This is a genomic window from Streptomyces sp. DSM 106670 (assembly GCF_055792845.1).
This window is the reverse complement of the sequence record NZ_CM147704.1, coordinates 1,079,697-1,106,376: the sequence shown is the minus strand read 5'-3', so window position 1 is coordinate 1,106,376 and position 26,680 is coordinate 1,079,697. Positions and strand designations below refer to the sequence as shown.

Sequence of the window (26,680 nt, the reverse complement as noted above, 5' to 3'; positions counted from 1 at the left end):
CCGGCGGTTGAGGGCCGGGCCCCGCGCGACGGTAGCGTGTGGGCCCGTGACCGTAACCCTCATCGTCTGGATCGTCCTCGCCGTCGTCGCGATCGGCGTGTACCTCAGCTGGACCGCCGGCCGCCTCGACCGCCTGCACTCCCGGATCGACGCCGCCCGCGCCGCCCTCGACGCCCAACTGCTGCGCCGCGCCTCGGTCACCCAGGAGCTGGCCACCTCCGGCGTCCTGGACCCGGCCGCCTCGATCGTCCTGTACGAGGCCGCGCACGCCGCCCGGCAGTCCGAGGAGGACCACCGCGAGGTCGCCGAGAGCGAACTGAGCACCGCCCTGCGCGCCGTCTTCGGCGAACCGGCCCAGGTCGACGCGGTGAAGGAGATCCCCGGCGGCGAGGAGGCCGCCACCGAACTGGCCGCCGCCGTACGCCGCGTACCCATGGCCCGGCGCTTCCACAACGACGCCGTGCGCGCCGCCCGCGCGCTGCGCCGGCACCGTACCGTCCGGCTCTTCCGGCTCGCCGGGCACGCGCCCTTCCCGCTGGCCTTCGAGATGGACGACGCCCCGCCGGTGGCCCTCGCGGACCGCCCGGGCACCTGAGTCCGGGGGCGGGGCCGGGGGCGGACCCGGCGTGGGGCCGGGGCCAAAACGATCCACGGCCTGTTCATTGGCCCTTGCTGTGGACCGGTCCCGCGGCGTTTGCTCGGCGATGCAGCATCCAGCGTCTTTTCACCGAGTGAGGTCCCGTGTCCACGCTTCCCAGCACCCCGCAGTCCGCCGAGTCCCCCGCCACCGGCACCGCCCGCGTCAAGCGCGGCATGGCCGAGCAGCTCAAGGGCGGCGTGATCATGGACGTTGTCGACGCCGAGCAGGCGAAGATCGCCGAGGACGCGGGCGCCGTGGCCGTCATGGCCCTGGAGCGGGTCCCGGCCGACATCCGCAAGGACGGCGGCGTGGCCCGGATGTCCGACCCCAACATGATCGAGGAGATCATCGGGGCCGTCTCCATCCCCGTCATGGCCAAGTCCCGCATCGGCCACTTCGTCGAGGCCCAGGTGCTCCAGTCCCTCGGCGTCGACTACATCGACGAGTCCGAGGTCCTCACCCCGGCCGACGAGGTCAACCACAGCGACAAGTTCGCCTTCACCACCCCCTTCGTCTGCGGCGCCACCAACCTGGGCGAGGCCCTGCGCCGCATCGCCGAGGGCGCGGCCATGATCCGCTCGAAGGGCGAGGCCGGCACCGGCAACGTCGTCGAGGCCGTCCGCCACCTGCGCCAGATCAAGAACGAGATCGCCCGGCTGCGCGGCTTCGACAACAACGAGCTGTACGCCGCCGCCAAGGACCTCCGTGCCCCGTACGAGCTGGTCAAGGAGGTCGCCGAGCTCGGCAAGCTGCCCGTCGTGCTGTTCTCCGCCGGTGGCGTCGCCACCCCGGCCGACGCCGCGCTGATGCGCCAGCTCGGCGCCGAGGGCGTCTTCGTCGGCTCCGGCATCTTCAAGTCCGGCGACCCGGCCAAGCGCGCCGCCGCCATCGTGAAGGCCACCACCTTCTACGACGACCCGAAGGTCATCGCGGACGCCTCCCGCAACCTGGGCGAGGCCATGGTCGGCATCAACTGCGACACGCTGCCCGAGTCCGAGCGCTACGCCAACCGCGGCTGGTAACCACTGATGAGCGACACCCCCCTGATCGGCGTCCTGGCTCTCCAGGGTGACGTACGGGAGCATCTGATCGCCCTGGCCTCGGCGGACGCCGTGGCCAGGCCGGTCCGGCGCCCCGAGGAACTCGCCGAGGTGGACGGCCTGGTCATCCCGGGCGGCGAGTCCACCACCATGTCCAAGCTGGCCGTGCTCTTCGGCATGATGGAGCCGCTGCGCGAGCGGGTCCGGGCCGGTATGCCGGTCTACGGCACCTGCGCCGGAATGATCCTGCTGGCCGAGAAGATCCTGGACCCGCGTTCGGGCCAGGAGACCGTCGGCGGCATCGACATGATCGTGCGGCGCAACGCCTTCGGCCGGCAGAACGAGTCGTTCGAGGCCGCGGTCGAGGTCGACGGCGTCGAAGGCGGCCCGGTGGACGGCGTCTTCATCCGCGCGCCCTGGGTCGAGTCCGTCGGGGCCGAGGCCGAGGTCATCGCCGAACACGGCGGGCACATCGTGGCCGTCCGGCAGAAAAACGCCCTCGCCACCTCGTTCCACCCCGAACTGACCGGCGATCATCGCGTACATGCCCTGTTCGTGGACATGGTGCGCGCAGTGAACTGAGCGGACCCCGGTAGGATCTCTCGGGTTCGACTCGATTTTGGTGACGCGAAGGAGAAGGCAGATGTCCGGCCACTCTAAATGGGCTACGACGAAGCACAAGAAGGCCGTGATTGACGCCAAGCGCGGCAAGCTCTTCGCGAAGCTGATCAAGAACATCGAGGTCGCGGCCCGCTCCGGCGGCGTCGACCCCGACGGCAACCCCACGCTCGTCGACGCCATCCAGAAGGCGAAGAAGAGCTCCGTCCCGAACAAGAACATCGAGTCCGCCGTCAAGCGCGGCGGCGGTCTCGAAGCGGGCGGCGCCGACTACGAGACGATCATGTACGAGGGTTACGGCCCCAACGGTGTCGCGGTGCTCATCGAGTGCCTCACCGACAACCGCAACCGCGCCGCTTCCGACGTACGTGTCGCGATGACCCGCAACGGCGGCTCGATGGCCGACCCGGGCTCCGTCTCGTACCTGTTCAACCGCAAGGGCGTCGTGATCGTGCCCAAGGGCGAGCTGACCGAGGACGACGTCCTCGGCGCGGTCCTCGACGCGGGCGCCGAGGAGGTCAACGACCTCGGCGAGACCTTCGAGGTGGTCAGCGAGGCCACCGACATGGTCGCGGTGCGCACCGCGCTCCAGGAGGCGGGCATCGACTACGACTCCGCCGAGGCCAACTTCCTGCCGACCATGCAGGTCGAGCTGGACGAAGAGGGCGCCCGCAAGATCTTCAAGCTCATCGACGCGCTGGAGGACAGCGACGACGTGCAGAACGTCTTCGCCAACTTCGACGTGTCCGACGAGGTCATGGAGAAGGTCGACGCCTGACGGCACGGCCGGCACGGCTTCACACGACGGGCCGACGGGGCACTCCCCGTCGGCCCGTCGTCCTGTGGTTACGACGGTTTGTCAGTGCGAGCCGATAGCCTGCGGGAACAGATGATCGAGCGGGCGCGGCGAGCGTCGAGGACAGGGGGGAGCTCCATGCGGGTTCTGGGTGTCGACCCGGGGCTGACCCGGTGCGGTGTCGGCGTGGTCGAAGGGGTCGCGGGCCGCCCGCTGACCATGCTCGGCGTCGGCGTCGTGCGCACCCCGGCCGACGCGGAGCTCGGCGACCGGCTCGTCGCCGTCGAGCGCGGCATCGAGCAGTGGCTCGACGAACACTCCCCGGGCTATGTGGCCGTCGAGCGCGTCTTCGCCCAGCACAACGTCCGTACGGTGATGGGCACCGCCCAGGCCAGCGCCATCGCCATGCTCTGCGCCGCCCGCCGCGGCATCCCGGTCGCCCTGCACACCCCCAGCGAGGTCAAGGCGGCCGTCACCGGTTCCGGCCGCGCCGACAAGGCCCAGGTCGGCGCGATGGTCACCCGGCTGCTGCGGCTGGACGCACCGCCCAAGCCCGCCGACGCCGCCGACGCCCTCGCGCTCGCCATCTGCCACATCTGGCGGGCGCCCGCGCAGAACCGCCTCCAGCAGGCGGTCGCCGCGCACCGCACCCAGGCCGCGCCCGGCGCCTCCCGTACGCCCGGCGCCCCGCGCACGACCGGCACGTCCCGCACGCTGAAAGGCCGCACCGCATGATCGCCTTCGTCTCCGGCCCGGTGGCCGCCCTCGCCCCGACCACGGCCGTCATCGAGGTCGGCGGCATCGGCATGGCCGTCCAGTGCACCCCGCACACCCTCGCCGATCTGCGCGTCGGCAAGGAGGCCCGCCTCGCCACCTCGCTGGTCGTCCGCGAGGACTCGCTCACGCTCTACGGCTTCGCCGACGACGACGAGCGGCAGGTGTTCGAGCTGCTCCAGACCGCCAGCGGCGTCGGCCCCCGCCTCGCCCAGGCGATGCTCGCCACCCACAGCCCCGACGCCCTGCGCCTCGCGGTCTCCACCGGCGACGAGAAGGCGCTCACCGCCGTCTCCGGCATCGGCAAGAAGGGCGCCCAGAAGCTGCTTCTGGAGCTCAAGGACCGGCTCGGCGAACCGGTCGGCGCACACATCGGCCAGCAGGGCATCGGGACCCCTGTGACCTCCGGCTGGCGCGACCAGCTCCAGGCCGCCCTGATCGGCCTCGGCTACGCGAGCCGCGAGGCCGACGAGGCGGTCAACGCCGTCGCCCCGCAGGCCGAGGCCGCCGTCGCCGAAGGCACCGCACCCCCCGTGCCGCAGCTGCTGCGGGCCGCCCTGCAGACTCTCAACCGCGCCCGCTGACCGGCACCGAACCACCGAAGAGGCCCTTGATGAACTGGGACGAGACCGGACCCGAGACCGACGAGCCGACCGGCCCGGTCCTCGACGACCGGCTGGTCGACGCCGACGCGGACGGTGAGGACACCGCGGTCGAGGCGGCCCTGCGCCCCAAGGACCTGGAGGAGTTCGTCGGCCAGGAGAAGGTCCGCGAACAGCTCGACCTGGTCCTCAAGGCCGCCCGCGCCCGCGGCGCCACCGCCGACCATGTGCTGCTCTCCGGCGCCCCCGGCCTCGGCAAGACCACCCTCTCGATGATCATCGCCGCCGAGATGAACGCCCCGATCCGCATCACCTCGGGCCCCGCCATCCAGCACGCCGGCGACCTCGCGGCGATCCTCTCCTCCCTCCAGGAGGGCGAGGTCCTCTTCCTCGACGAGATCCACCGCATGTCCCGGCCCGCCGAGGAGATGCTCTACATGGCGATGGAGGACTTCCGGGTCGACGTCATCGTCGGCAAGGGTCCCGGCGCCACCGCGATCCCGCTGGAGCTGCCCCCCTTCACCCTGGTCGGGGCCACCACCCGGGCCGGACTGCTGCCGCCCCCGCTGCGCGACCGCTTCGGCTTCACCGGGCACATGGAGTTCTACGCCCCCGCCGAGCTGGAGCGCGTCATCCACCGCTCCGCCCGCCTCCTCGACGTCGAGATCGACGTGGAGGGCGCCGCCGAGATCGCCGGACGCTCCCGCGGCACCCCCCGTATCGCCAACCGGCTGCTGCGCCGGGTTCGCGACTACGCCCAGGTCAAGGCGGAGGGAGCGATCGACCGGGAGATCGCCGCGGCCGCCCTCAAGGTGTACGAGGTTGACGCCCGCGGACTCGATCGGCTGGACCGTGCCGTCCTCGGCGCGCTGCTGAAGCTCTTCGGCGGCGGCCCGGTCGGCCTGTCCACCCTGGCGGTCGCCGTGGGGGAGGAGCGGGAGACCGTCGAGGAGGTCGCCGAGCCCTTCCTCGTACGGGAAGGACTGCTGGCCAGGACGCCGCGCGGCCGGGTCGCGACCCCCGCTGCCTGGGCGCATCTGGGCCTGGTCCCGCCGCAGCACGGAGCAAAGGGACAACAGGGTCTGTTCGGGGCGTGATGCGTCACAGGTTCGCGTGTACAGGAACCCCGGTGTCATGCTGGGCGTTGTTCCATCGATGCGGACTCGCTTAGACTCCGCCGATGCCGCCCTTACCGGTCGGTGTACCCACCCCCGTAGATACAGGCCGCATTCCAGCGCGGTCGTGCGAAGGAATTCCCGTCCCGTGGATCTCTTGACTCTCCTCCCCTTCATCGTGCTCATCGGGGCCATGTTCCTGATGACCCGCTCCGCCAAGAAGAAGCAGGCGGCCGCCGCGCAGATGCGCAACGACATGCAGCCCGGTACCGGCGTCCGGACGATCGGGGGCATGTACGCGACCGTCAAGGAAGTCCACGACGACACCGTTCTCCTCGAGGTCGCCCCCGGCGTGCACGCCATCTACGCGAAGAACGCCATCGGCGCCGTCCTGGACGACGCGGAGTACAACCGCATCGTGCACGGCGACGACCCGGAGCTGGACGCGGAGGGCACGGTCGTTCCCGACGACGCCTCCTCGCTGACCGGCGAGTCCGACGCCGCCGAGGTCGCCAAGATCGACCTGGGCAAGGACGACGCGGCCGACGACGCCGAGACCGAGGACGCGCCCGCCAAGGACGCCGCCGCCAAGGACGTCAAGGACGCCAAGGGCGAGGGCAAGACCGACGGCGAGGCCGACTCCAAGTAGTTTCACGATCCCGGGGACGTCGTGCGCCCACCGGCGCGCGGCGTCCCCGGGACCGTGCGGTCGTCTGCGGGGGGCAGGGTCCCCACTACACTTCGTGGCCGCTCGGGCGCGTACCCGGCGCGGGGCGGTTGGACAGGGAGAAACGAGAAGGTGGCAGCACCCAAGAAGGGCCGAGGGCCGTCCGGCGGTCAAGGCAGGCCGGGGCGTGCCCTGGCTCTGATCCTCATCGCCATGGTCGCGCTCACCGGCGGGTTGTTCCTGTCCGGGCACACCACGCCCCGGCTGGGCATCGACCTGGCCGGCGGGACGTCGATCACGCTGGAAGCGCAGAACCAGCCCGGCAAGCCGAACGCGATCAACCAGACCAACATGGACACCGCGGTCGGGATCATCGAGCGGCGTGTCAACGGTCTGGGCGTCTCCGAGGCCGAGGTCCAGACCCAGGGCTCGAAGAACATCATCGTCAACATCCCCAAGGGGACGAACTCCAAGCAGGCCCAGGAGCAGGTCGGCACCACCGCCCAGCTCTACTTCCGGCCTGTTCTGACGGTGCAGGCGAGCGGCCCGGAGGCGCCCACGCCCTCCGGTTCGGCGACGCCCTCGGGCAGCGCCACTCCGAAGCCCGGCGAGTCCGCCGAGGGTGAGGACAAGGCCAAGGGCGAGGACAAGCCCGAGGGCGAGGAGGCCACCGGTACGGAGGCCACCCCCTCGGCGAGCGCCACCACCCAGGGCCGCGCGGTCACCGGCGCCCTGAAGAAGGACGACCCGACCCCCGGCGCCTCCGACAAGCCGAAGCCGTCCGATTCCCCCGAGGCCTCGCCCTCCGCGGACCCGGCGACGGCCAAGCTCCAGGAGGAGTTCGCCAAGCTCGACTGCACCGACCCCAAGCAGCGCACGGAGGCGGGCCAGAACGCCAAGCCCACCGACTCGATCGTCGCCTGCGGCTCGAACGTCCCGGGCAGCTACGAGAAGTACGTGCTCGGCCCGGCCGAGGTCTCCGGCAGCGACGTCGACGACGCCAAGGCGGCCATCGACCAGCAGTCCGGCGAGTGGATCGTGTCGATGGAGTTCACCTCCAAGGGCGCGAAGAAGTTCCAGACGATCACCGGCCGGCTCTCGCAGCAGCAGCCGCCGATGAACCAGTTCGCCATCGTCCTCGACGGCGAGGTCGTCTCCGCCCCCTCGGTGCGCACGGCGCTCAGCAAGAACGCCCAGATCTCCGGCAGCTTCACCCAGCAGTCGGCCGAGGACCTCGGCAACATCCTGTCCTACGGCGCACTGCCGCTGACCTTCAAGGAGGTCAGCGTCACCACGGTGACCGCGGCGCTCGGCAGCGAGCAGCTCCAGGCGGGCCTGATCGCCGGTGCGATCGGTCTGGCGCTGGTCATCATCTACCTGGTCGTCTACTACCGGGGCCTCGCGTTCATCGCCCTGCTCAGCCTGCTGGTCTCCGGCATCCTGACGTACACGATCATGGCCTTGCTGGGCCCGGCCATCGGCTTCGCGCTGAACCTGCCGGCGGTCTGCGGCGCCATCGTCGCCATCGGCATCACGGCGGACTCCTTCATCGTCTACTTCGAACGCGTCAGAGACGAGATCCGCGAAGGACGCACGCTGCGGCCGGCCATCGAGCGCGCCTGGCCGCGCGCCCGGCGCACCATCCTGGTCTCCGACTTCGTGTCGTTCCTGGCCGCCGCGGTGCTCTTCATCGTGACCGTCGGCAAGGTGCAGGGCTTCGCTTTCACGCTCGGCCTCACCACGCTGCTCGACGTCGTCGTGGTGTTCCTCTTCACCAAGCCCCTGATGACGCTCATGGGCCGGACGAAGTTCTTCTCCAGTGGCGGTCCGTGGTCCGGGCTGGACCCGAAGCGGCTCGGCGCCCAGCCGCCGTTGCGCCGCTCGCGCCGTGTCAACGCCCCCACCGAACCGAAGGAGGCGTGAGATGTCGCGACTCGGCAATCTCGGCGCCCGGCTCTACCGCGGTGAGGTCGGTTACGACTTCATCCGCAACCGCAAGATCTGGTACGGCATCTCGATACTGATCACCATCACGGCCATCATCGGCGTGGCGGTCGGCGGCCTCCGCATGGGTATCGAGTTCAAGGGCGGCGCGGTCTTCACGACCGACACCCAGGCTCAGATCTCGACCTCGCAGGCCACGGATGTGGCGACCGAGGCCTCCGGGCACCAGGCCATCGTCCAGGAGCTGGGCAACGGCGGTCTGCGCATCCAGATCACCGAGGTCGACACCGCCAAGGCCAACGAGATCAAGGAGACCCTCTCCGACGAGCTCGGCATCCCGGCCAACGACATCAACGCGGACCTGGTCGGCCCCAGCTGGGGTGAGCAGATCGCCAACAAGGCGTGGACCGGCCTCGGGGTCTTCATGATCCTGGTGGTGATCTATCTGGCCATCGCCTTCGAGTGGCGGATGGCCGTCGCCGCCCTCATCGCGCTGATCCACGACATCACCATCACGGTCGGCGTCTACGCCCTGGTCGGCTTCGAGGTCACCCCGGGCACGGTGATCGGTCTGCTGACCATTCTCGGTTACTCCCTGTACGACACGGTGGTGGTCTTCGACAGCCTCAAGGAGGGCCAGAAGGACATCACCAAGCAGACCCGCTTCACGTACAGCGAGATCGCCAACCGGTCGATCAACAGCACCCTGGTCCGCTCCATCAACACCACCGTGGTGGCGCTCCTGCCGGTGGCCGGTCTGCTGTTCATCGGCGGCGGCGTCCTCGGCGCGGGCATGCTGAACGACATCTCGCTGTCGCTGTTCGTCGGTCTCGCCGCCGGCGCCTACTCCTCGATCTTCATCGCCACGCCGCTCGTCGCCGACCTCAAGGAACGCGACCCGCAGATGAAGGCCCTGAAGAAGCGTGTCCTGGCCAAGCGGGCCGCCGCGGCCGCCAAGGGCGAGTCCCCCGAGGACGACGGCTTCCAGGACGCGCCGGACAGCGCCGAGACGGCGGGCACGGCGATCGGCCGCCCCCGGTCGCACCGCACCCCCGGGAAGCGCTGAGCGATGACGAGCACCACCGAATCCACCAGGGAGCTGCTGCTCAGCCGGATCCGCGATGTCGCGGACTACCCGAAGCCGGGCGTGATGTTCAAGGACATCACCCCGCTGCTCGCGGACCCGGTGGCCTTCACGGCGCTCACCGACGTCCTCGCGGAGCTGTGCGTACGGCACGGCGCCACGAAGATCGTCGGCCTGGAGGCCCGCGGCTTCATCCTGGCCGCGCCCGTCGCGGTTCGGGCGGGCATCGGCTTCATCCCGGTCCGCAAGGCCGGGAAGCTCCCCGGGGCCACGCTGAGCCAGTCCTACGAGCTGGAGTACGGCAGCGCGGAGATCGAGATCCACGCCGAGGACCTCGACGCCGGTGACCGGATCATGGTCATCGACGACGTCCTCGCCACCGGCGGCACCGCCGGGGCCTCGCTGGAGCTCATCCGGCGGGCCGGCGCCCAGGTCGCGGGCGTCGCGGTCCTCATGGAGCTCGGCTTCCTCGCGGGCCGGGCCCGCCTGGAGCCCGCTCTCGCCGGGGCGCCGCTGGAGGCTCTGATCACGGTCTGAACCACCGGCGACCGTCCGGCGACGGACATCGAGCACCAGGGATGGGCACCCGGGAACACCGGGTGCCCATCCCTCGTTGTGCAGGCTCCCACCGTCCCCGGGCGAGGTCCCGCCGGGGGATCGATACCATGGGCTCCCGGGTACCCCGGATCCGCACGAGGAGCGCTCTTGCCAGACGAGGCCCAGTCAGCCGCCGCCCCGCAGCCCGACAAGCCCGTGGCGGCCCCCGCCACGCCGCAGAAGGCCGCGCCCTCGAACGCGCCGAAGCCCGCGCCCCCCGGGCCCGCCGCCGACGCCGCGCGCCCCCCGGCCGCCGCGAAGCCCGCCGCTCCCGCGAAGGACGCCGAGCCCACCGCTCCCGCGAAGCCCGCGGAGTCCGCCGCTCCGGCCAAGCCCGCGGCCCCCGAGGCCCCGAAACCGGCCGGGACCGGCAGCCCGGCGCAGCCGCCGGCCAGGAAACCGGCCGCCGCCGCCCCCAAGCCCCCGCCGCCCGGACCCCCCGCGAAGGCCGCAGCCTCCACCGGGTCCGCCTCCCGCAGCGGCGGCTCGTCCAACCGGGTGCGGGCCCGCCTCGCCCGACTGGGCGTACAGCGCTCCAGCCCGTACAACCCGGTCCTGGAACCCCTCCTGCGGACGGTCCGCGGCAACGACCCCAAGATCGAGACGGCCACGCTCCGCCAGATCGAGAAGGCCTACCAGGTCGCCGAGCGCTGGCACCGGGGCCAGAAGCGCAAGAGCGGCGACCCCTACATCACCCACCCGCTGGCCGTCACCACGATCCTCGCCGAGCTCGGCATGGACCCGGCGACGCTGATGGCGGGCCTGCTGCACGACACCGTCGAGGACACCGAGTACGGCCTGGACACCCTCAAGCGCGACTTCGGCGACCAGGTCGCCCTGCTCGTCGACGGTGTCACCAAGCTGGACAAGGTCAAGTTCGGCGAGGCCGCGCAGGCCGAGACCGTACGAAAGATGGTCGTCGCCATGGCCAAGGACCCCCGGGTCCTGGTCATCAAGCTCGCCGACCGCCTGCACAACATGCGCACCATGCGCTACCTCAAGCGGGAGAAGCAGGAGAAGAAGGCCCGCGAGACGCTGGAGATCTACGCCCCGCTGGCGCACCGGCTGGGCATGAACACCATCAAGTGGGAGCTGGAGGACCTCGCCTTCGCGATCCTCTACCCCAAGATGTACGACGAGATCGTCCGCCTCGTCGCCGAGCGGGCCCCCAAGCGCGACGAGTACCTCGCCATAGTGACCGACGAGGTCCAGTCCGACCTGCGCGCCGCCCGCATCAAGGCCACCGTCACCGGCCGCCCCAAGCACTACTACAGCGTCTACCAGAAGATGATCGTGCGAGGCCGCGACTTCGCCGAGATCTACGACCTGGTCGGCATCCGCGTCCTCGTCGACACCGTCCGCGACTGCTACGCGGCGCTCGGCACCGTCCACGCCCGGTGGAACCCGGTGCCCGGGCGGTTCAAGGACTACATCGCGATGCCGAAGTTCAACATGTACCAGTCGCTGCACACCACGGTGATCGGTCCCAGCGGCAAGCCCGTCGAGCTCCAGATCCGTACGTTCGACATGCACCGCCGCGCCGAGTACGGCATCGCCGCCCACTGGAAGTACAAGCAGGAAGCCGTCGCGGGCGCCTCCAAGGTGCGCACCGACGTCCCCAAGAACACCGGCCGCGGCCAGGACACCGTCAACGACATGGCGTGGCTGCGCCAGCTCCTGGACTGGCAGAAGGAGACCGAGGACCCCGGCGAGTTCCTGGAGTCCCTGCGCTTCGACCTCTCACGCAACGAGGTCTTCGTCTTCACGCCGAAGGGCGACGTGATAGCGCTGCCCGCCGGCGCGACCCCCGTCGACTTCGCGTACGCCGTCCACACCGAGGTCGGCCACCGGACCATAGGAGCACGTGTCAACGGGCGGCTCGTCCCGCTCGAATCGACGCTCGACAACGGCGATCTGGTCGAGGTCTTCACCTCCAAGGCGGCCGGCGCCGGACCCTCCCGGGACTGGCTCGGCTTCGTCAAGTCGCCGCGCGCCCGCAACAAGATCCGCGCCTGGTTCTCCAAGGAGCGCCGCGACGAGGCCATCGAGCAGGGCAAGGACGCCATCGCGCGCGCCATGCGCAAGCAGAACCTGCCGATCCAGCGCATCCTCACCGGCGACTCGCTGGTCACCCTCGCCCACGAGATGCGCTACCCGGACATCTCCTCGCTGTACGCGGCGATCGGCGAGGGCCATGTCGCCGCCGCCGGCGTGGTGCAGAAGCTGGTGCAGGCGCTCGGCGGCCACGACGAGGCCAACGAGGACATCGCCGAGTCCACCCCGCCCTCGCACGGCGGCCGCAGCAAGCGCCGCGCCAACGCGGACCCCGGCGTCGTCGTCAAGGGCGTCGAGGACGTCTGGGTCAAGCTGGCCCGCTGTTGTACGCCCGTCCCCGGCGACCCGATCATCGGCTTCGTCACCCGGGGCAGCGGCGTCTCCGTGCACCGCGCGGACTGCGTCAACGTGGAATCGCTCTCGCAGCAGCCCGAGCGGATCCTGGAGGTCGAGTGGGCCCCCACCCAGTCCTCGGTCTTCCTGGTCGCCATCCAGGTCGAGGCGCTGGACCGCTCCCGGCTGCTCTCCGACGTCACCCGGATCCTCTCCGACCAGCACGTCAACATCCTCTCGGCGGCCGTCCAGACCTCCCGCGACCGGGTGGCCACCTCCCGCTTCACCTTCGAGATGGGCGACCCCAAACACCTGGGCCACGTCCTGAAGGCCGTACGCGGCGTGGAGGGCGTCTACGACGTCTACCGGGTCACCTCGGCCCGCAGGCCGTAGCAGCGCATACGAGAGGGGCCCCGGTACGCGATGCGTACCGGGGCCCCTCCCTCGTACAGCGGGTCTCAGCCGCCGAACTCCTCCAGGCCCTTGAGCGCCTGGTCCAGCAGCGCCTGCCGGCCCTCCAGCTCCTTGGCCAGCTTGTCCGCACGGGCGTTGTTGCCCTGGGCACGCGCCGTGTCGATCTGGCCGCGCAGCTTGTCCACGGCGGCCTGGAGCTGACCGGTCAGACCCGCGGCCCGGGCCCGCGCCTCCGGGTTCGTCCGGCGCCACTCGGACTCCTCGGACTCCTGGAGCGCCCGCTCCACCGCCTGCATCCGGCCCTCGACCTTCGGGCGGGCGTCACGCGGTACGTGCCCGATGGCCTCCCAGCGCTCGTTGATGGACCGGAACGCGGCCCGGGCCGCCTTGAGGTCCTTCACCGGCACCAGCTTCTCGGCCTCGGCGGCGAGCTCCTCCTTGAGCTTGAGATTCTCGCCCTGCTCGGCGTCCCGCTCCGCGAAGACCTCGCCGCGGGCGGCGAAGAAGACGTCCTGGGCGCCGCGGAAGCGGTTCCACAGGTCGTCCTCGGCCTCGCGCTGGGCGCGGCCCGCCGCCTTCCACTCGGTCATCAGGTCGCGGTAGCGCGCCGCCGTGCCCGCCCAGTCCGTGGAGCCGGACAGCGCCTCGGCCTCGGTGACCAGCTTCTCCTTGGCCTTGCGGGCGTCCTCGCGCTGGGCGTCCAGCGCGGCGAAGTGCGCCTTGCGCCGCTTGGAGAACGCCGATCGGGCGTGCGAGAAGCGGTGCCACAGCTCGTCGTCCGACTTGCGGTCCAGGCGGGGGAGACCCTTCCAGGTGTCCACCAGCGCCCGCAGCCGCTCACCGGCCGACCGCCACTGCTCGCTCTGTGCCAGCTCCTCCGCCTCGGCGACCAGCGCCTCCTTGGCCTGCTTGGCCTCGTCGGTCTGCTTGGCCTTGAGGACCTTGCGCTCCTCGCGGCGCGCCTCGACCGTCGAGACGAGCGCGTCCAGCCGCTTGCGCAGCGCGTCGAGGTCGCCCACCGCGTGGTGCTCGTCGACCTGCTGCCGCAGATGGTCGATCGCCGCCGTCGCGTCCTTGGCCGACAGGTCGGTGGTCTTCACCCGCCGTTCGAGGAGGCCGATCTCGACCACAATGCCGTCGTACTTGCGCTCGAAATAGGCCAGAGCCTCCTCGGGGGAACCGGCCTGCCACGATCCGACGACCTGCTCGCCGTCGGCTGTACGCACGTACACGGTGCCCGTCTCATCGACGCGGCCCCACGGGTCGCTGCTCACAGCGCCTCCTCCACCTGATACCTGCGAGGGGGTTCGCCCCCCGGGCATCGTCCACAGTTTCCTGGGGCGGGCCTCGCCCGCCCTGCACAACGCCAATCTAGGCGACCGGCCACCCGGCTGTCCGCACTCAGCGCGGCCGAAATTCTCCGCTCCGGCCCGGGGCAGCCCGCTGCCCCGCCGGTGGCCGCCCGGCCGGTCGCCGTCCTGCCGCTTCCGTCCCGCCGGTTCAGTCCTTCTCGACCGAAGCCTTCTCGATCGTCACGGCCTTCTTCGGGGCGCCGTCGCCCGCGCCGCCCTCGACACCGGCCTCGCCGACCTTCTGGACGGCCTTCAGCGAGGCGTCGTCCATCGTGCCGAACGGGGTGTAGGTGGGCGGGAGCTTCGTCTCCTTGTAGACCAGGAAGAACTGGCTGCCGCCGGTGCCGGGCTGGCCGGTATTGGCCATCGCCACCGTGCCCGGAGGGAAGGACACCGTGCCGTCGGCGCCCGCCTTGCCGAGCGCGTCCAGGTTCTCGTCCGGGATGTTGTAGCCCGGGCCGCCGGTGCCGTCGCCCTTCGGGTCGCCGCACTGGAGCACGAAGATGCCCTGGGTGGTCAGCCGGTGGCACTTGGTGGCGTCGAAGTAGCCCTTGTCGGCGAGCGCCTTGAAGGAGTTCGTCGTCTCCGGGGTCTTCGCCGCGTCCATCGAGAACGCGATGTCGCCCTGGCTCGTCTTGAGCGACATCGTGTACGTCGCCTTCTTGTCGATCTTCATCGGAGGCGTGGGAGCCTTGCTCTCGCTCTCCGAAGGCTCCGGAGCGGGGCTCTGGCTCGCCGCGGCGTCGGTCTTCTTGTCCTTGTCGTCGTCCTTGCCCGATACGACGAACGCGCTCACGCCCACGACGGCGACCACGGCCACCGAGGCCGCGACGATCGCGGTGATGCGCCTGGTCCTGCGGCGGGCCTCCTCCCGGCGCTTCTGCTGGCGCTCGAACTTCTCCCGGGCGAGCTGCCGCCGCCGCTGTTCGCTGCTGGACACCGGTTGGGCTCCTTGTTACGTCGTGAAATGAGGGCCTGAGTTGCCCGTACCGTATATGGGTTACCTGTGTCATGAGGAGCGCCGGTAGGCTCTGATCTGCCGCATCCGCCGCTGCGGCCGCATCCTCCGGACGAACATTAAGGACGATCGTGCTCATTGCCGGGTTCCCCGCCGGGGCCTGGGGGACCAATTGCTACCTGGTCGCCCCCGCCGCCGGTGAGGAGTGCGTGATCATCGACCCGGGCCACCAGGCCGCCCAGGGCGTCGAGGAAACGCTGAAGAAGCATCGGCTCAAGCCCGTCGCCGTCGTGCTCACCCACGGCCATATCGACCATGTCGCCTCGGTCGTCCCCGTCTGCGGCGCCCACGACGTCCCCGCCTGGATCCACCCCCAGGACCGCTACATGATGAGCGACCCGGAGAAGGCGCTCGGCCGCTCGATCGGGATGCCGCTCATGGGCGAGCTGACCGTGGGGGAGCCGGACGACGTCAAGGAGCTGACCGACGGCTCGAAGCTGACCCTGGCCGGGCTCGAGTTCGGCGTCTCGCACGCGCCCGGCCATACCAAGGGGTCGGTGACGTTCGGGATGCCCGAGGCCGCGGACATTCCGCCGGTCCTCTTCTCGGGCGACCTGCTCTTCGCCGGCTCCGTCGGACGCACCGACCTGCCCGGCGGCGACCACGCCGAGCTGCTCGAGTCGCTGGCCCGTGTGTGCCTGCCGCTCGACGACTCGACCGTGGTGCTGTCCGGCCACGGCCCCCAGACGACCATCGGCCGCGAGCGCGCCTCCAACCCGTTCCTGAACGGTCTGGACGCGGCGCCGCGCCGAGGACTGTAGACGAGAGACGTATTCACGTGAGCACCTTTCAGGCCCCCAAGGGCACGTACGACCTGACCCCGCCCCGTTCCGCGACGTTCCTGGCGGTGCGCGAGGCCATCGCGGCCCCGCTGCGCGACTCGGGCTACGGCTACATCGAGACGCCCGGCTTCGAGAACGTCGAGCTCTTCGCGCGCGGAGTCGGCGAGTCCACCGACATCGTCACCAAGGAGATGTACACCCTCACCACCAAGGGCGGCGACCAGCTGGCGCTGCGCCCCGAGGGCACCGCCTCCGTGCTGCGCGCGGCCCTGGAGTCCAACCTCCACAAGGCGGGCAACCTCCCTGTCAAGCTCTGGTACTCCGGCTCGTACTACCGCTACGAGCGCCCGCAGGCGGGCCGCTACCGCCACTTCTCGCAGGTCGGCGCCGAGGCCATCGGCACCGAGGACCCGGTCCTGGACGCCGAGCTGATCATCCTCGCCGACCAGGCGTACCGCTCGCTGGGCCTGCGGCAGTTCCGCATCCTGCTGAACTCGCTGGGCGACAAGGAGTGCCGCCCGGTCTACCGCGAGGCGCTCCAGACCTTCCTGCGCGACCTCGACCTCGACGAGGAGACCCGCCGCCGCATCGAGATCAACCCGCTGCGCGTCCTGGACGACAAGCGGGCCGACGTACAGAAGCAGCTCACCGATGCCCCGAAGCTGCGCGACTATCTGTGCGACGCGTGCAAGGCGTACCACGAGGAGGTCCGGGCGCTCCTCACGGCCGCCGGCGTGGTCTTCGAGGACGACGAGAAGCTGGTGCGCGGCCTCGACTACTACACCCGCACCACCTTCGAGTTCGTCCACGACGGTCTCGGCTCCCAGTCCGCGGTGGGCGGCGGCGGCCGCTATGACGGGCTGTCCGAGATGATCGGCGGCCCCGAGCTGCCGTCCGTCGGCTGGGCGCTCGGCGTGGACCGCACGGTCCTCGCGCTGGAGGCCGAGGGCATCGAGCTCGACCTGCCCTACACCACCAGCGTGTACGCGGTCCCGCTCGGCGAGGAGGCCCGCCGGGTGCTGTTCGGCGTGGTCACCGGGCTGCGCCGGGCGGGGATCGCCGCGGACTTCGCGTTCGGCGGCCGCGGGCTGAAGGGCGCGATGAAGAGCGCCAACCGCTCGGGCGCGCGCTACGCCCTGGTGGCGGGCGAGCGCGATCTCGCCGAGGGCGTCGTCCAGCTCAAGGACATGGAGTCCGGCGAGCAGAGCGCGGTGCCGCTGACCGAGGTCGCGGCCGAACTGGCGAAGCGCCTCGGCTGACAGAGCCGTGAACGGGGCGCGGGCGGCAGGACTCCAGGTCCTGCCGCCCGCGCCTTTTCCGTCCGCTCACAGCAGCCCGTGGCGCATCGCCCCCGTCACCGCGGCGGTCCGGTCGCCGACGCCCAGCTTGCCGAAGACCCGCAGCAGATGGGTCTTCACCGTCGACTCGCCGATGAACAGCCGCCGCCCGATCTCCGCGTTGGTGCACCCCTCCGCCACCAGCCGCAGCACCTGCGTCTCGCGCTCCGAGAGCCGGGGCACCTCCGGCGCTTCGCGCAACTGGTCCACCAACCGGGTCGCCACCGTCGGCGCGAGCACGGTCTCGCCCCGGGCCGCGGCCCGGATCGCGTCCGCCAGCTCCGCCCGGCCCAGGTCCTTGAGCAGATAGCCGGACGCGCCGGCCTCCACCGCGCGCAGGATGTCGCTGTCGCTCTCGTACGTGGTGAGCACGACGACCCGGCACGGCAGCCCGGCCGCCCGGATCCGGCGGATCGACTCGACGCCTCCGCCGCCCGGCATCCGCAGGTCCATCAGCACGATGTCCGGCAGCAGTTCGGCGCAGAGCGCCTCGGCGCGCGGACCGCTGGACGCCTCACCCACGACCTCCAGGTCCGGCTCGGCGTCCAGCATCCCGCGCAGCCCCTCCCGTACGACGGGGTGGTCGTCGGCCAGCAGGACTCGGATCATCACAAACTCCTTCTAGGGGGCGCGGGTGGCGCCCGCGGACGGGGCGGCCGGGGGCAGCGGCAGGGTCACGGTCACCGAGGTCCCGGCGCCCGGCGCACTGCGGACCGCCGCGCCGCCGCCCGCTTCCTCGGCCCTGGCCCGTACACCGTCGAGGCCGTAGCCCTCGCGCGGCGCCCGGGGGTCGAAGCCGCGCCCCTCGTCCCGTACGGACAGGGTCAGGGCGTCGGAGGCGTACGTCAGCACGACGGCCACCGGTACGGACGGGCCCGCGTGTTTACGGGTGTTGGCGAGGGCCTCCTGACAGGCGCGCAGGACGACGACCTCGTACGCGGTCGGCAGCGGGCGGACGCCGCCGGTCACCGTCAGCCGGGCCGGGGCGCCGGTCTGCGCGGTGTGCCGGTCGGTCAGCCGGTTCAGGGCGTCCGCCAGCGAGTTGCCCGCCAGGTCGGCCGGAGAGCCACCGGCCACCAGCGCCCGTGCCTCGGCGAGGTTCTCCCGCGCGGTCCGGGTCATCAGCTCCACATGGCGCCGGGCCTGCGGCAGATCGTGGTCCAGCTCCGACTCGACGGCCTGGGAGAGCATCAGCAGGCTGGTGAAGCCCTGGGCCAGCGTGTCGTGGATCTCCCGCGACATCCGCTCCCGCTCCGCCAGCGCCCCGTGCGCCGTGGAGAGCCGGGCGATCTCCTCACGGCCCGCCTCCAGCTCGGCGATCAGCGCGGCCCGGCCGCGGCTCTGGGCGATGATCCGCATCGTCCACCGGCCCAGGAACGCGCTGAACGCGAAGGTCGCCACCGCCAGCAGCAGCCGGAACGCGGCCTCGCCCGCCGTCGGATGCCACAGCAGCGTCCAGCCGACGAACGGCACCGCGCCCATACCGCCCAGCACCCACAGCGCGTCCCGCAGCCGCAGCAGCATGAAGCACTGCGGGGCCAGCGCGAACGTGACCAGCTGCGTCTCGCCGACCAGCATCGCGGTGGGCAGGAAGAGCAGCAGCGCTCCCACCACATAGCGGCGGGCCGGCCCCTCGGACCCGCTGTCGTCCAGCATGGCGGGCCGGCCGACCAGGATGTACCACGGCAGATTCAGCGCCACGATCGCGGCCGCCGTCGCGCGGACCGGCCACGACGGTTCGGCGGCACCCAGCACCACGGCGAGGGTGACCGCCCAGACGACGGCGAAATACCCGTCCCAGGGAGGCAGCGACCGGACCCAGACGTCGGAGTCACGAGCCCCGCCCGCTCCGGTCAGCCGTCGCGCCGGCTCTTCCAGCGGAACGTCAGCAGACACAGCAGCAATCCTCCGATGCACCACGCGCCCAGCACCAGGGCGATCCGTCCGAACTCCCAGCCGCCCGCCTGCTCCAGCACGGCGGCCGATTCGGGCAGAAAGACCCCGCGAAAGCCCTGGCACATCCACTTCAGCGGGAACAGGGCGCCGATGTTCAGCATCCAGTCCGGGAGTTCGCTCGCCGGGATGTAGACGCCGGAGATGAACTGGAGCACCAGGAACGGCAGGATGACCACCGAGCCCGCGCTCCGGCCCGACCCGGGCAGACTGCTGATCGCGATGCCGAGCAGCGCGCAGGCCGCCGTCCCGAGCAGGAAGATCCAGCCGAACGTCAGCCAGGTGGACACGTCCCCGGGCAGGTCAAGATCGTACAGTCCCACTCCGACCGTCAGCAGGACGGCCGCCTCCAGGGCCCCGGTGACCAGGACCAGCCACACCTTTCCCAGGAAGTAGGCGGCGGGCGGCATAGGTGTGGAGATCAGCCGGCGCAGCAGCCGCTCGTCGCGCTCGATCGCGATGGAGATGCCGAGCGACTGGAAACTGGTCGCCATGATGCCCGCCCCGAGCATCGCGGCCACATAGATCTGCGAGACGGGGACCTCGCCGTCCGCCACCTCACCGCCGAAGATCGAGGCGAGCAGCACCAGGAGGACGACGGGGAAGGCGAGCGAGAAGACGACCTGGTCGCGCAGGCGGAAGAACTGCTTCAGTTCCAGACCGCCGCGCAGCAGCCCCAGGCGCCACGCACCGGGCAGTCCGGTGATGTCCTGGGCGGTCATCGGCCGGCCTCCGACTGTCCGGTGAGCCGCAGATAGACGTCTTCCAGCGTGGGCCGGGTGACCAGCAGCCCCGGGACCTCGCCGCCGAAACGGTCGGCGAGCGCGGTGACCGTACGCGTCGGCGTCCCGGTCTCCTCGGAGCGCGGCGATCCGTCGGGCTCCGTCCACCGGACCGTGGCGCGGGTGCCGTACCGGGCCCGCAGTTCCTCAGGAGTTCCCTCGGCGACCGCGGCGCCCGAGGCGACGACCACGAGCCGGTCGGCGAGCGCCTCGGCCTCCTCCAGATAGTGCGTGGTCAGGAGGATGGTGGTGCCGCCGTCCGCGAGCAGCCGGATCAGCTCCCAGAACTGCCGTCGGGCCGCCGGATCGAAACCGGTGGTCGGCTCGTCGAGCAGGAGGAGTTCGGGGGAGCCGATCACCCCGAGCGCCACATCGAGACGGCGGCGCTGACCACCCGAGAGGGCCTTGGTCCGGGATCCCGCCTTCGCCTCCAGACCGACCAGGGCGATGGTCTCGTCGGGGTCGCGCGGGTGCGGGTAGTAGCGGGCGAAGTGCCGGACCGTCTCCCGTACCGTCAACTCGGCGGGCGCGGATTCATCCTGCCAGACGATCCCGACCCGGGACCGTTGACGGCGGTCGGCCGTCGCGGGGTCGACGCCGAGGACCTCCACACGGCCGCCGTCCCGGTCCCGCTGCCCCTGGAGCACGCCCACGCAGGTGCTCTTCCCGGCACCGTTCGGGCCGAGCAGCCCGCACACCTCGCCGCGCCGGATGCCCAGGTCCAGGCCGTCCAGCGCGGTCACACCGCCGTATCGCTTGCGCAGTCCGCGCACGTTCACCACGAGTTCCGTCATGGGTCCGAGCATTCCGTGGGACCGGCGTTCCGCTGCCCACCGGTCGTACACCTTTATGTCCATCGAACGGTTGACCCGTACAGGGGTGCGGCACAATGACCTTGCCCGGCTGACCACTCGGTGATGGAACGGCGATATGACGACTGCTGCGGTAGACCACGACCTCTCCTCCGACCAGGACGAGGGCGGCGGCAAGCGCACCTTCGGGGCCGGACGCGGTCTCGCCCTGCTCCTGGTGATCACCGGCGCGGCCGGACTGCTGGCCTCCTGGGTCATCACGATCGACAAGTTCAAGCTGCTGGAGGACCCCTCCTTCACCCCCGGCTGCAGCCTCAACCCCGTCGTCGCCTGCGGCAACATCATGAAGAGCGAGCAGGCCTCGGCCTTCGGGTTCCCCAACCCGATGCTGGGCCTGGTCACGTACGGCATGGTCATCGCGATCGGCATGGGCCTGCTCGCCGGCGCCCGCTACCGCGGCTGGTTCTGGCTCGGGCTGAACGCCGGGACGCTGTTCGGCGTGGGCTTCTGCACCTGGCTCCAGTACCAGTCGCTCTACAACATCAACTCGCTCTGCCTGTGGTGCTGCCTGGCCTGGGTCGCCACCATCGTCATGTTCTCCTACGTGACCACGCACAACGTCAAGCACCGCATCCTCCCGGCCCCGGCCTGGCTGCGCAGCGGGCTCACCGAGTTCCCCTGGGTGCTTCCGGTGCTGTGGATCGGGATCATCGGCATGCTGATCCTGACCCGCTGGTGGGACTTCTGGACCAGCTGATGGGCACCTACCAACGTGGTAGGTGCCCTTTGCCCCGGCGGCGCTGTCAGTGGGGTCGCTTAGGCTTCATGACGTGGAGCCCGACCTCTTTACCGCAGCCGCCGAAGACCGCCAGGAGAAGGACCCGTCCAGCAGCCCCCTCGCTGTCCGGATGCGTCCGCGCACCCTCGACGAGGTCGTCGGCCAGCAGCATCTGCTGAAGCCGGGCTCGCCGCTGCGCCGGCTCGTCGAGGGGAGCGGCGGTCCGGCCGGTGCGTCGTCAGTGATCCTCTGGGGTCCGCCCGGCACCGGCAAGACGACCCTGGCGTATGTGGTCAGCAAGGCCACCAACAAGCGCTTCGTGGAGCTCTCCGCGATCACCGCGGGCGTCAAGGAGGTCCGGGCCGTCATCGAGAGCGCGCGCCGCGCCACCGGCGGCTTCGGCAAGGAGACCGTCCTCTTCCTGGACGAGATCCACCGCTTCTCCAAGGCCCAGCAGGACTCCCTGCTCCCCGCCGTGGAGAACCGCTGGGTGACGCTCATCGCCGCCACCACGGAGAATCCGTACTTCTCCATCATCTCGCCGCTGCTCTCGCGCTCCCTGCTACTCACCCTGGAGCCGCTGACCGACGACGATCTGCGCTCGCTGCTGCGCCGGGCGCTGACCGGTGAGCGGGGTCTCGGCGGGGCGGTCACCTTGCCCGAGGACGCCGAGGCGCATCTGCTGCGGATCGCGGGCGGCGACGCGCGCCGGGCCCTGACGGCGCTGGAGGCCGCGGCGGGCGCGGCCATCGCCACGGGGGAGGCGGAGATCACCCTGGAGACGGTCGAGGCGACCGTCGACCGGGCCGCCGTGAAGTACGACCGTGACGGCGACCAGCACTACGACGTGGCCAGCGCGCTCATCAAGTCGATCCGCGGCTCCGACGTGGACGCCGCTCTGCACTACCTGGCCCGGATGATCGAGGCGGGGGAGGACCCGCGGTTCATCGCCCGGCGGCTGATGATCTCGGCCAGCGAGGACATCGGCCTGGCCGATCCCACCGCGCTGCCGACCGCCGTGGCCGCCGCCCAGGCGGTGGCCATGATCGGTTTCCCGGAGGCGGCGCTGACCCTCAGCCACGCCACCATCGCGCTGGCGCTCGCGCCCAAGTCCAACGCGGCGACGCTGGCGATCTCCGCGGCGCAGGAGGATGTCCGCAAAGGGCTCGCGGGTCCCGTCCCGGCCCATCTGCGCGACGGTCACTACAAGGGCGCGGCCAAGCTCGGCCATGCCCAGGGCTATGTCTATCCGCACGACGTGCAGGGCGGCATCGCCGCCCAGCAGTACGCCCCGGACGCGGTCAGCGACCGGCAGTACTACACCCCCACCCGTTACGGCGCCGAGGCGCGGTACGCGGACGTCGTCGAGCGGGTCCGCGAACGCCTGGGCCGCTCCGGCGAGAGCGGCGAGCAGACGTAGGGGGCCTCCAGCCGACCGGTCAGGAGGCGGCGGCCTCGAAGAGGGTGTGCATGGCGCGGCGCAGCTCGGTGACATCGCGCACCGGCTCCGGGAACTCGAAGCGGGCGTCGAAGCAGGACCCCTGGCCCTCGACGAAGCGGACCCGCAGCCCGAAGCGGTCCAGCGCCACCGGCACGGCCCTGGGCTGGTGCGCGGAGCAGGCGCGGGCGGTGCGCTCGCCCAGCAGCCCGCACAGGGTGCGCATCTGCTCGTCGTGGGCGGAGTGCAGATGCTGCAGCAGCTCCGCCTCGTGGAAGGCCAGCGGGTCGGGGGCCGCGTCGCGGAAGTCCTCCGCCTCGATGTCCTCGGCGCCCCAGAGGTCGTCCACGTACGCCTCGCCGAACTCCAGGCGCAGCATCATCCGGCCGGGCTCGGCGATGCCGGGCACGGAGGTGAGCCAGCCGGAGACCCACGCGCGGCCACGGATGCGGTGCGGTACGGAGACCGGGGCGACGTCCGTGATCTCCAGCACGGCCGTCAGCTCGTCGCCCTGCGCGTGGGTCGCGGCCCGGACCGCCGGGGAATCCGCGGGGAATTCGAGGAACAGATCGCCCTCGGGTCCCACGCTCCTGCTGTCCGGGACCAGCGGTTCCGCACGGGCCAGATCGAGCCCCGGTACGACGAGCAGCGCGGAGCAGGTACTCTGTACGAGAGTTCGTGTGCGCTCGGCTGCTGACGGCATCCGAGTGTTTTCTAGCCCGCTGGGACGCGGCTGACCACGATCTGATCGGCCTTCCGTCGTAGCAGCATCCTCCTTTGAGGTGCTGCCGCTGTCTGTGCTGTCCGTGACGTGAGTGGTGTTCCCAGGGCGAGACATGCGATCTCCTTGAGTAAGGTAAGCCTAACCTAACCTACAACGGAGGTCTGGAGAACGTGCCTAACCAGTCGCGTCCCAAGGTCAAGAAGTCGCGTGCCCTCGGCATCGCCCTGACGCCGAAGGCTGTCAAGTACTTCGAAGCTCGTCCGTACCCGCCGGGCGAGCACGGCCGTGGCCGCAAGCAGAACTCGGACTACAAGGTCCGTCTGCTGGAGAAGCAGCGCCTGCGTGCGCAGTACGACATCAGCGAGCGCCAGATGGCGCGCGCCTACGACCGCGCCAAGAAGGCCGAAGGCAAGACGGGCGAGGCGCTGGTCGTCGAGCTCGAGCGTCGCCTCGACGCCCTGGTCCTGCGTTCGGGCATCGCCCGCACCATCTACCAGGCCCGCCAGATGGTCGTCCACGGCCACATCGAGGTCAACGGCGGCAAGGTCGACAAGCCGTCCTTCCGCGTGCGCCCGGACGACATCGTCCAGGTCCGCGAGCGCAGCCGCGCCAAGGTCCCCTTCCAGGTGGCCCGCGAGGGTGGCTACGACACCGAGGGCGAGACCCCGCGCTACCTCCAGGTGAACCTGAAGGCCCTGGCCTTCCGCCTGGACCGGGACCCGAACCGCAAGGAGATCCCGGTGATCTGCGACGAGCAGCTCGTCGTCGAGTACTACGCCCGCTGATCCAGGCGTAGCCGCTCTCACCAGCGCTCCGGCCCGCCCCTCCCGATCATCCGGGAGGCGGCGGGCCTTCGCGTTCCCCCGGGTCCGGGGCCGGGGCCGCCCGGCGCCCCGCCGCCCGCGCCCGGCGCGTCCGTCGACGGGCCCGGTCCGCCCGCCAGCGCCCGGGCCACCGCGGTGTCCGGATCCAGCCGCCGGCCCGCCCGCAGCCCCTCCTCGTACGCCGCGTTCCCCAGCTCCCGGCGCACCTGCTCCTCGCACTCCGCCCGCGGCCGCCCGTAGAACGCCGAGCCGAACAGCTGCAGACCCACCGACGGCCAGATGCCCTCCGCCGCGCCCTGGAGCACGGCGGCCTCCCCGGCGTCCCCCTCCACCGCCGTCACCAGGGCCAGCAGCTCCAGCGACAGCACCGTGCCCAGCAGATCGTTGAAGGTCCGCCCGATCGACAGGCACTCGCCGAGCATCTGCCGCGCCCGGGCCGGCCGCCCCCGCCGCAGCGCCGCGTACGCCAGGACGTACAGCGCGTACGCCAGCGCCCACCGCTCCCCGTGGTCCTCGCAGATCTCCCGGACCTCGTCGCAGATCACCGCTGCCGCTTCCAGATCGCCGAGGAACGCCACCGCCATGGCCAGCTCGACCTGCGCCATCAGTACATTGCTGTTCAGCTCGCCCACCTCGCGGTACCGGCCGAGCGCGTCGCGCAGCAGCTCCTCGGCCCGCTCCATGTCGTCCGTCACGATCGCCAGACACCCCGTGCGGTGCACCGCGTACGCCAGCGCCGTCGCGTCCCCGACCCGCTCGGCCTCCTCCCGGCACTCCTGGAGCGCCGAGATCGCGCCGACCGCGTCGCCCTGCAGCACCGCCACATACCCCAGCACCCACAGCACCTTCAGCCGCGCGGCATCGTGCGGGGCCGGCTCCTCCAGGACGTGGTCCAGCCAGTGCCGCCCCTCGGACAGCCGGCCGCAGCCGGTCCAGTAGAACCACAGGGTGCCCGCCAGATACTGCGCGAGATGCACCTCGTCGGGGCTCTCCATCGAACATTCCATCGCCCGGCGGAGATTGGGCAGCTCGCTGTCGATCCGCGCCGCCACCTCCGCCTGGCGCGGACTGAACCAGTCCAGCTCGCACCAGGTCGCGAGCCCCAGGAACCAGTCCCGGTGCCGCCGCCGCAGCCGCTGGGCGTCCCCGGTGGGCGCCAGCCACTGCGCCCCGTACTCCCTGACCGTGTCCAGCAGCCGGTAGCGGGCGCCGGCCGGCCCGTCCTCGCGCTCCACCACCGACTGGGCGAGCAGCTCGTCCAGCACATCGAGCACCGCGTCGGCCGGCAGATCCGCCCCGCCGCAGATGTACTCGGCGGCCTCCAGGTCGAACTGCCCGGCGAACACCGACAGCCGCGCCCACAGCAGCCGCTGCTCCGGTGTGCACAGCTCATGGCTCCAGCCGATCGCCGTACGCAGCGTCTGGTGGCGCGGCGGCGCACCGCGACGGCCGCCGGTCAGCAGCCGGAACCGGTCGTCCAGCCGCAGGAGCACCTGCTCCACCGAGAGGGCGCGCAGCCGCCCGGCCGCCAGCTCCAGGGCCAGCGGGATTCCGTCGAGGCGGCGGCAGAGCTCCAGCACGGTCGTCCGCTCGCCCGCCGTCGGCCGCCAGCCCGGCCGCACCCCGCGCGCCCGTTCGGTGAAGAGCTCCACCGCGTCCTCGTCGGACATCGGTGCGAGCGGGTACGTCCGTTCCCCGTCCACCCGGAGGGGGCAGCGCCCGGCCGCGAGCACCTGGAGGCGCGGCGCCCGGCGCAGCAGTTCGGTGACGAGGTCGGCGCAGGCGTCGACGAGGTGCTCGAAGCCGTCGATCACCAGCAGCGTCCGGCGCTCGGAGAGATGGTCGACGAGGACGGCGCGGGGCGGCCTGCTGGTGTGGTCGGTCAGGCCCAACGCGTCGACCAGGGCGTGTTCCAGCAGGTCGGGGTGGCGTACGGCGGACAGCTCGGCCAGCAGGACCCCGTCGCAGTACCGTTTCTCCCGCAGAGCGGCGATCCGGGTCACGCACCGGGTCTTGCCCACGCCCGCCACCCCGGCGACGGTCACGAGCCGGGACTCCTCCAGCAGTCCGCCCAGCTCGGTCAGCTCGTCCTCACGTCCCACGAACGGGTTCAGTTCGGCCGGGAGGTTGCCGGGCGCGGCCGGGCGGCGGGCGTCCGGATCATCGGGATGAGGGGAGGGGTCCTGCAGGCGTCGCATGAA

General features: G+C 71.3%; 25 protein-coding genes. 17 read left to right on the top strand and 8 right to left on the bottom strand.

Annotated elements, in window-relative coordinates:
• Positions 1-46: 46 nt before the first annotated feature.
• The 12 genes from ACSMXR_RS04675 to ACSMXR_RS04620 all read left to right on the top strand — a co-directional run bounded on the left by ACSMXR_RS04675 (position 47) and on the right by ACSMXR_RS04620 (position 12,658).
• Entirely contained in the window at positions 47-595 is a 549-nt protein-coding gene (locus ACSMXR_RS04675) for a hypothetical protein (RefSeq protein ID WP_137232280.1), read from the top strand.
• A gap of 146 nt (positions 596-741) precedes the next feature.
• A complete protein-coding gene (gene pdxS / locus ACSMXR_RS04670; protein WP_003970325.1) occupies positions 742-1,662 on the top strand; it encodes a pyridoxal 5'-phosphate synthase lyase subunit PdxS in 921 nt (306 codons plus the stop codon).
• 6 nt (positions 1,663-1,668) lie between these two features.
• Positions 1,669-2,262 carry a pyridoxal 5'-phosphate synthase glutaminase subunit PdxT gene (gene pdxT / locus ACSMXR_RS04665; RefSeq protein ID WP_103509835.1) on the top strand — a complete coding sequence of 198 codons (594 nt, stop codon included), beginning with the start codon at positions 1,669-1,671 and terminating at the stop codon, positions 2,260-2,262.
• A gap of 61 nt (positions 2,263-2,323) precedes the next feature.
• Positions 2,324-3,076, top strand: a complete 753-nt coding sequence (locus ACSMXR_RS04660) for a YebC/PmpR family DNA-binding transcriptional regulator (RefSeq protein ID WP_030085918.1) — start codon at positions 2,324-2,326, stop codon at positions 3,074-3,076.
• 156 nt (positions 3,077-3,232) lie between these two features.
• Positions 3,233-3,829: a crossover junction endodeoxyribonuclease RuvC gene (gene ruvC / locus ACSMXR_RS04655; RefSeq protein ID WP_137232282.1), complete on the top strand. Its 597-nt coding sequence runs from the start codon at positions 3,233-3,235 to the stop codon at positions 3,827-3,829.
• On the top strand, positions 3,826-4,452 hold the full coding sequence (ruvA, locus tag ACSMXR_RS04650) for a Holliday junction branch migration protein RuvA (protein WP_376188953.1): 627 nt from the start codon (positions 3,826-3,828) through the stop codon (positions 4,450-4,452). The genes ruvC and ruvA overlap by 4 nt, the downstream gene beginning before the upstream one ends.
• A gap of 29 nt (positions 4,453-4,481) precedes the next feature.
• A complete protein-coding gene (gene ruvB / locus ACSMXR_RS04645; protein WP_030633286.1) occupies positions 4,482-5,567 on the top strand; it encodes a Holliday junction branch migration DNA helicase RuvB in 1,086 nt (361 codons plus the stop codon).
• A gap of 166 nt (positions 5,568-5,733) precedes the next feature.
• A complete protein-coding gene (yajC, locus tag ACSMXR_RS04640) occupies positions 5,734-6,234 on the top strand; it encodes a preprotein translocase subunit YajC (protein WP_137232285.1) in 501 nt (166 codons plus the stop codon).
• 150 nt (positions 6,235-6,384) lie between these two features.
• Positions 6,385-8,175 (top strand): protein translocase subunit SecD, encoded by a 1,791-nt coding sequence (gene secD, locus ACSMXR_RS04635; RefSeq protein ID WP_137232286.1) that lies wholly within the window; start codon positions 6,385-6,387, stop codon positions 8,173-8,175.
• Position 8,176: 1 nt separating this feature from the next.
• Positions 8,177-9,262 carry a protein translocase subunit SecF gene (gene secF / locus ACSMXR_RS04630; RefSeq protein WP_218526755.1) on the top strand — a complete coding sequence of 362 codons (1,086 nt, stop codon included), beginning with the start codon at positions 8,177-8,179 and terminating at the stop codon, positions 9,260-9,262.
• A gap of 3 nt (positions 9,263-9,265) precedes the next feature.
• A complete protein-coding gene (locus tag ACSMXR_RS04625) occupies positions 9,266-9,817 on the top strand; it encodes an adenine phosphoribosyltransferase (RefSeq protein ID WP_473171292.1) in 552 nt (183 codons plus the stop codon).
• Between the two features lie 168 nt (positions 9,818-9,985).
• Complete coding sequence (locus tag ACSMXR_RS04620) at positions 9,986-12,658, top strand: RelA/SpoT family protein (RefSeq protein ID WP_473171291.1); 2,673 nt, start codon at positions 9,986-9,988, stop codon at positions 12,656-12,658.
• Positions 12,659-12,723: 65 nt separating this feature from the next.
• Here the strand turns inward: ACSMXR_RS04620 and ACSMXR_RS04615 are convergent, their stop codons facing one another.
• Both ACSMXR_RS04615 and ACSMXR_RS04610 read right to left on the bottom strand, forming a co-directional pair.
• Positions 12,724-13,953, bottom strand: a complete 1,230-nt coding sequence (locus tag ACSMXR_RS04615) for a DUF349 domain-containing protein (protein ID WP_137232290.1) — start codon at positions 13,951-13,953, stop codon at positions 12,724-12,726.
• A 226-nt stretch (positions 13,954-14,179) separates the two neighbouring features.
• Positions 14,180-14,971 carry a peptidylprolyl isomerase gene (locus ACSMXR_RS04610; protein ID WP_030085939.1) on the bottom strand — a complete coding sequence of 264 codons (792 nt, stop codon included), beginning with the start codon at positions 14,969-14,971 and terminating at the stop codon, positions 14,180-14,182.
• A gap of 149 nt (positions 14,972-15,120) precedes the next feature.
• Between ACSMXR_RS04610 and ACSMXR_RS04605 the strand changes: the two genes are divergently transcribed.
• Positions 15,121-15,810, top strand: coding sequence for an MBL fold metallo-hydrolase (locus tag ACSMXR_RS04605; RefSeq protein WP_473171290.1), 690 nt, complete (start codon positions 15,121-15,123; stop codon positions 15,808-15,810).
• 17 nt (positions 15,811-15,827) lie between these two features.
• The gene (gene hisS / locus ACSMXR_RS04600) at positions 15,828-17,090 is read left to right on the top strand and encodes a histidine--tRNA ligase (protein WP_218526757.1); all 1,263 of its coding nucleotides are present in this window, start codon (positions 15,828-15,830) and stop codon (positions 17,088-17,090) included.
• Positions 17,091-17,156: 66 nt separating this feature from the next.
• Here hisS and ACSMXR_RS04595 read toward each other — a convergent pair whose 3' ends face one another.
• Genes ACSMXR_RS04595 through ACSMXR_RS04580 form a run of 4 tightly spaced genes read right to left on the bottom strand, consistent with a single transcriptional unit; the run spans position 17,157 to position 20,697 of the window.
• A complete protein-coding gene (locus ACSMXR_RS04595; protein ID WP_137232293.1) occupies positions 17,157-17,777 on the bottom strand; it encodes a response regulator in 621 nt (206 codons plus the stop codon).
• Positions 17,778-17,789: 12 nt separating this feature from the next.
• The gene (locus tag ACSMXR_RS04590; protein WP_473171289.1) at positions 17,790-19,064 is read right to left on the bottom strand and encodes a sensor histidine kinase; all 1,275 of its coding nucleotides are present in this window, start codon (positions 19,062-19,064) and stop codon (positions 17,790-17,792) included.
• Positions 19,022-19,843 carry an ABC transporter permease gene (locus ACSMXR_RS04585; RefSeq protein WP_137232295.1) on the bottom strand — a complete coding sequence of 274 codons (822 nt, stop codon included), beginning with the start codon at positions 19,841-19,843 and terminating at the stop codon, positions 19,022-19,024. The genes ACSMXR_RS04590 and ACSMXR_RS04585 overlap by 43 nt, the downstream gene beginning before the upstream one ends.
• Positions 19,840-20,697 (bottom strand): ABC transporter ATP-binding protein, encoded by an 858-nt coding sequence (locus tag ACSMXR_RS04580; RefSeq protein ID WP_137232296.1) that lies wholly within the window; start codon positions 20,695-20,697, stop codon positions 19,840-19,842. Before ACSMXR_RS04580 ends, ACSMXR_RS04585 begins: the two co-directional genes overlap by 4 nt.
• Positions 20,698-20,833: 136 nt before the next feature.
• On the opposite strand from ACSMXR_RS04580, the gene ACSMXR_RS04575 reads away from it, so the two are divergent.
• Positions 20,834-21,472 (top strand): vitamin K epoxide reductase family protein, encoded by a 639-nt coding sequence (locus ACSMXR_RS04575; protein WP_030085949.1) that lies wholly within the window; start codon positions 20,834-20,836, stop codon positions 21,470-21,472.
• A gap of 73 nt (positions 21,473-21,545) precedes the next feature.
• Positions 21,546-22,913, top strand: a complete 1,368-nt coding sequence (locus ACSMXR_RS04570; RefSeq protein WP_473171288.1) for a replication-associated recombination protein A — start codon at positions 21,546-21,548, stop codon at positions 22,911-22,913.
• Positions 22,914-22,932: 19 nt separating this feature from the next.
• Here the strand turns inward: ACSMXR_RS04570 and ACSMXR_RS04565 are convergent, their stop codons facing one another.
• Positions 22,933-23,634, bottom strand: coding sequence for a DUF2470 domain-containing protein (locus tag ACSMXR_RS04565; protein ID WP_137232298.1), 702 nt, complete (start codon positions 23,632-23,634; stop codon positions 22,933-22,935).
• A gap of 191 nt (positions 23,635-23,825) precedes the next feature.
• Here ACSMXR_RS04565 and rpsD point away from each other — a divergent pair, with 191 nt between their 5' ends.
• Positions 23,826-24,440: a 30S ribosomal protein S4 gene (gene rpsD, locus ACSMXR_RS04560; protein WP_137232299.1), complete on the top strand. Its 615-nt coding sequence runs from the start codon at positions 23,826-23,828 to the stop codon at positions 24,438-24,440.
• Between the two features lie 17 nt (positions 24,441-24,457).
• On the opposite strand, the gene ACSMXR_RS04555 is transcribed toward rpsD, so the two are convergent.
• Positions 24,458-26,677 carry an ATP-binding protein gene (locus ACSMXR_RS04555; protein WP_473171287.1) on the bottom strand — a complete coding sequence of 740 codons (2,220 nt, stop codon included), beginning with the start codon at positions 26,675-26,677 and terminating at the stop codon, positions 24,458-24,460.
• Positions 26,678-26,680 lie beyond the last annotated feature (3 nt).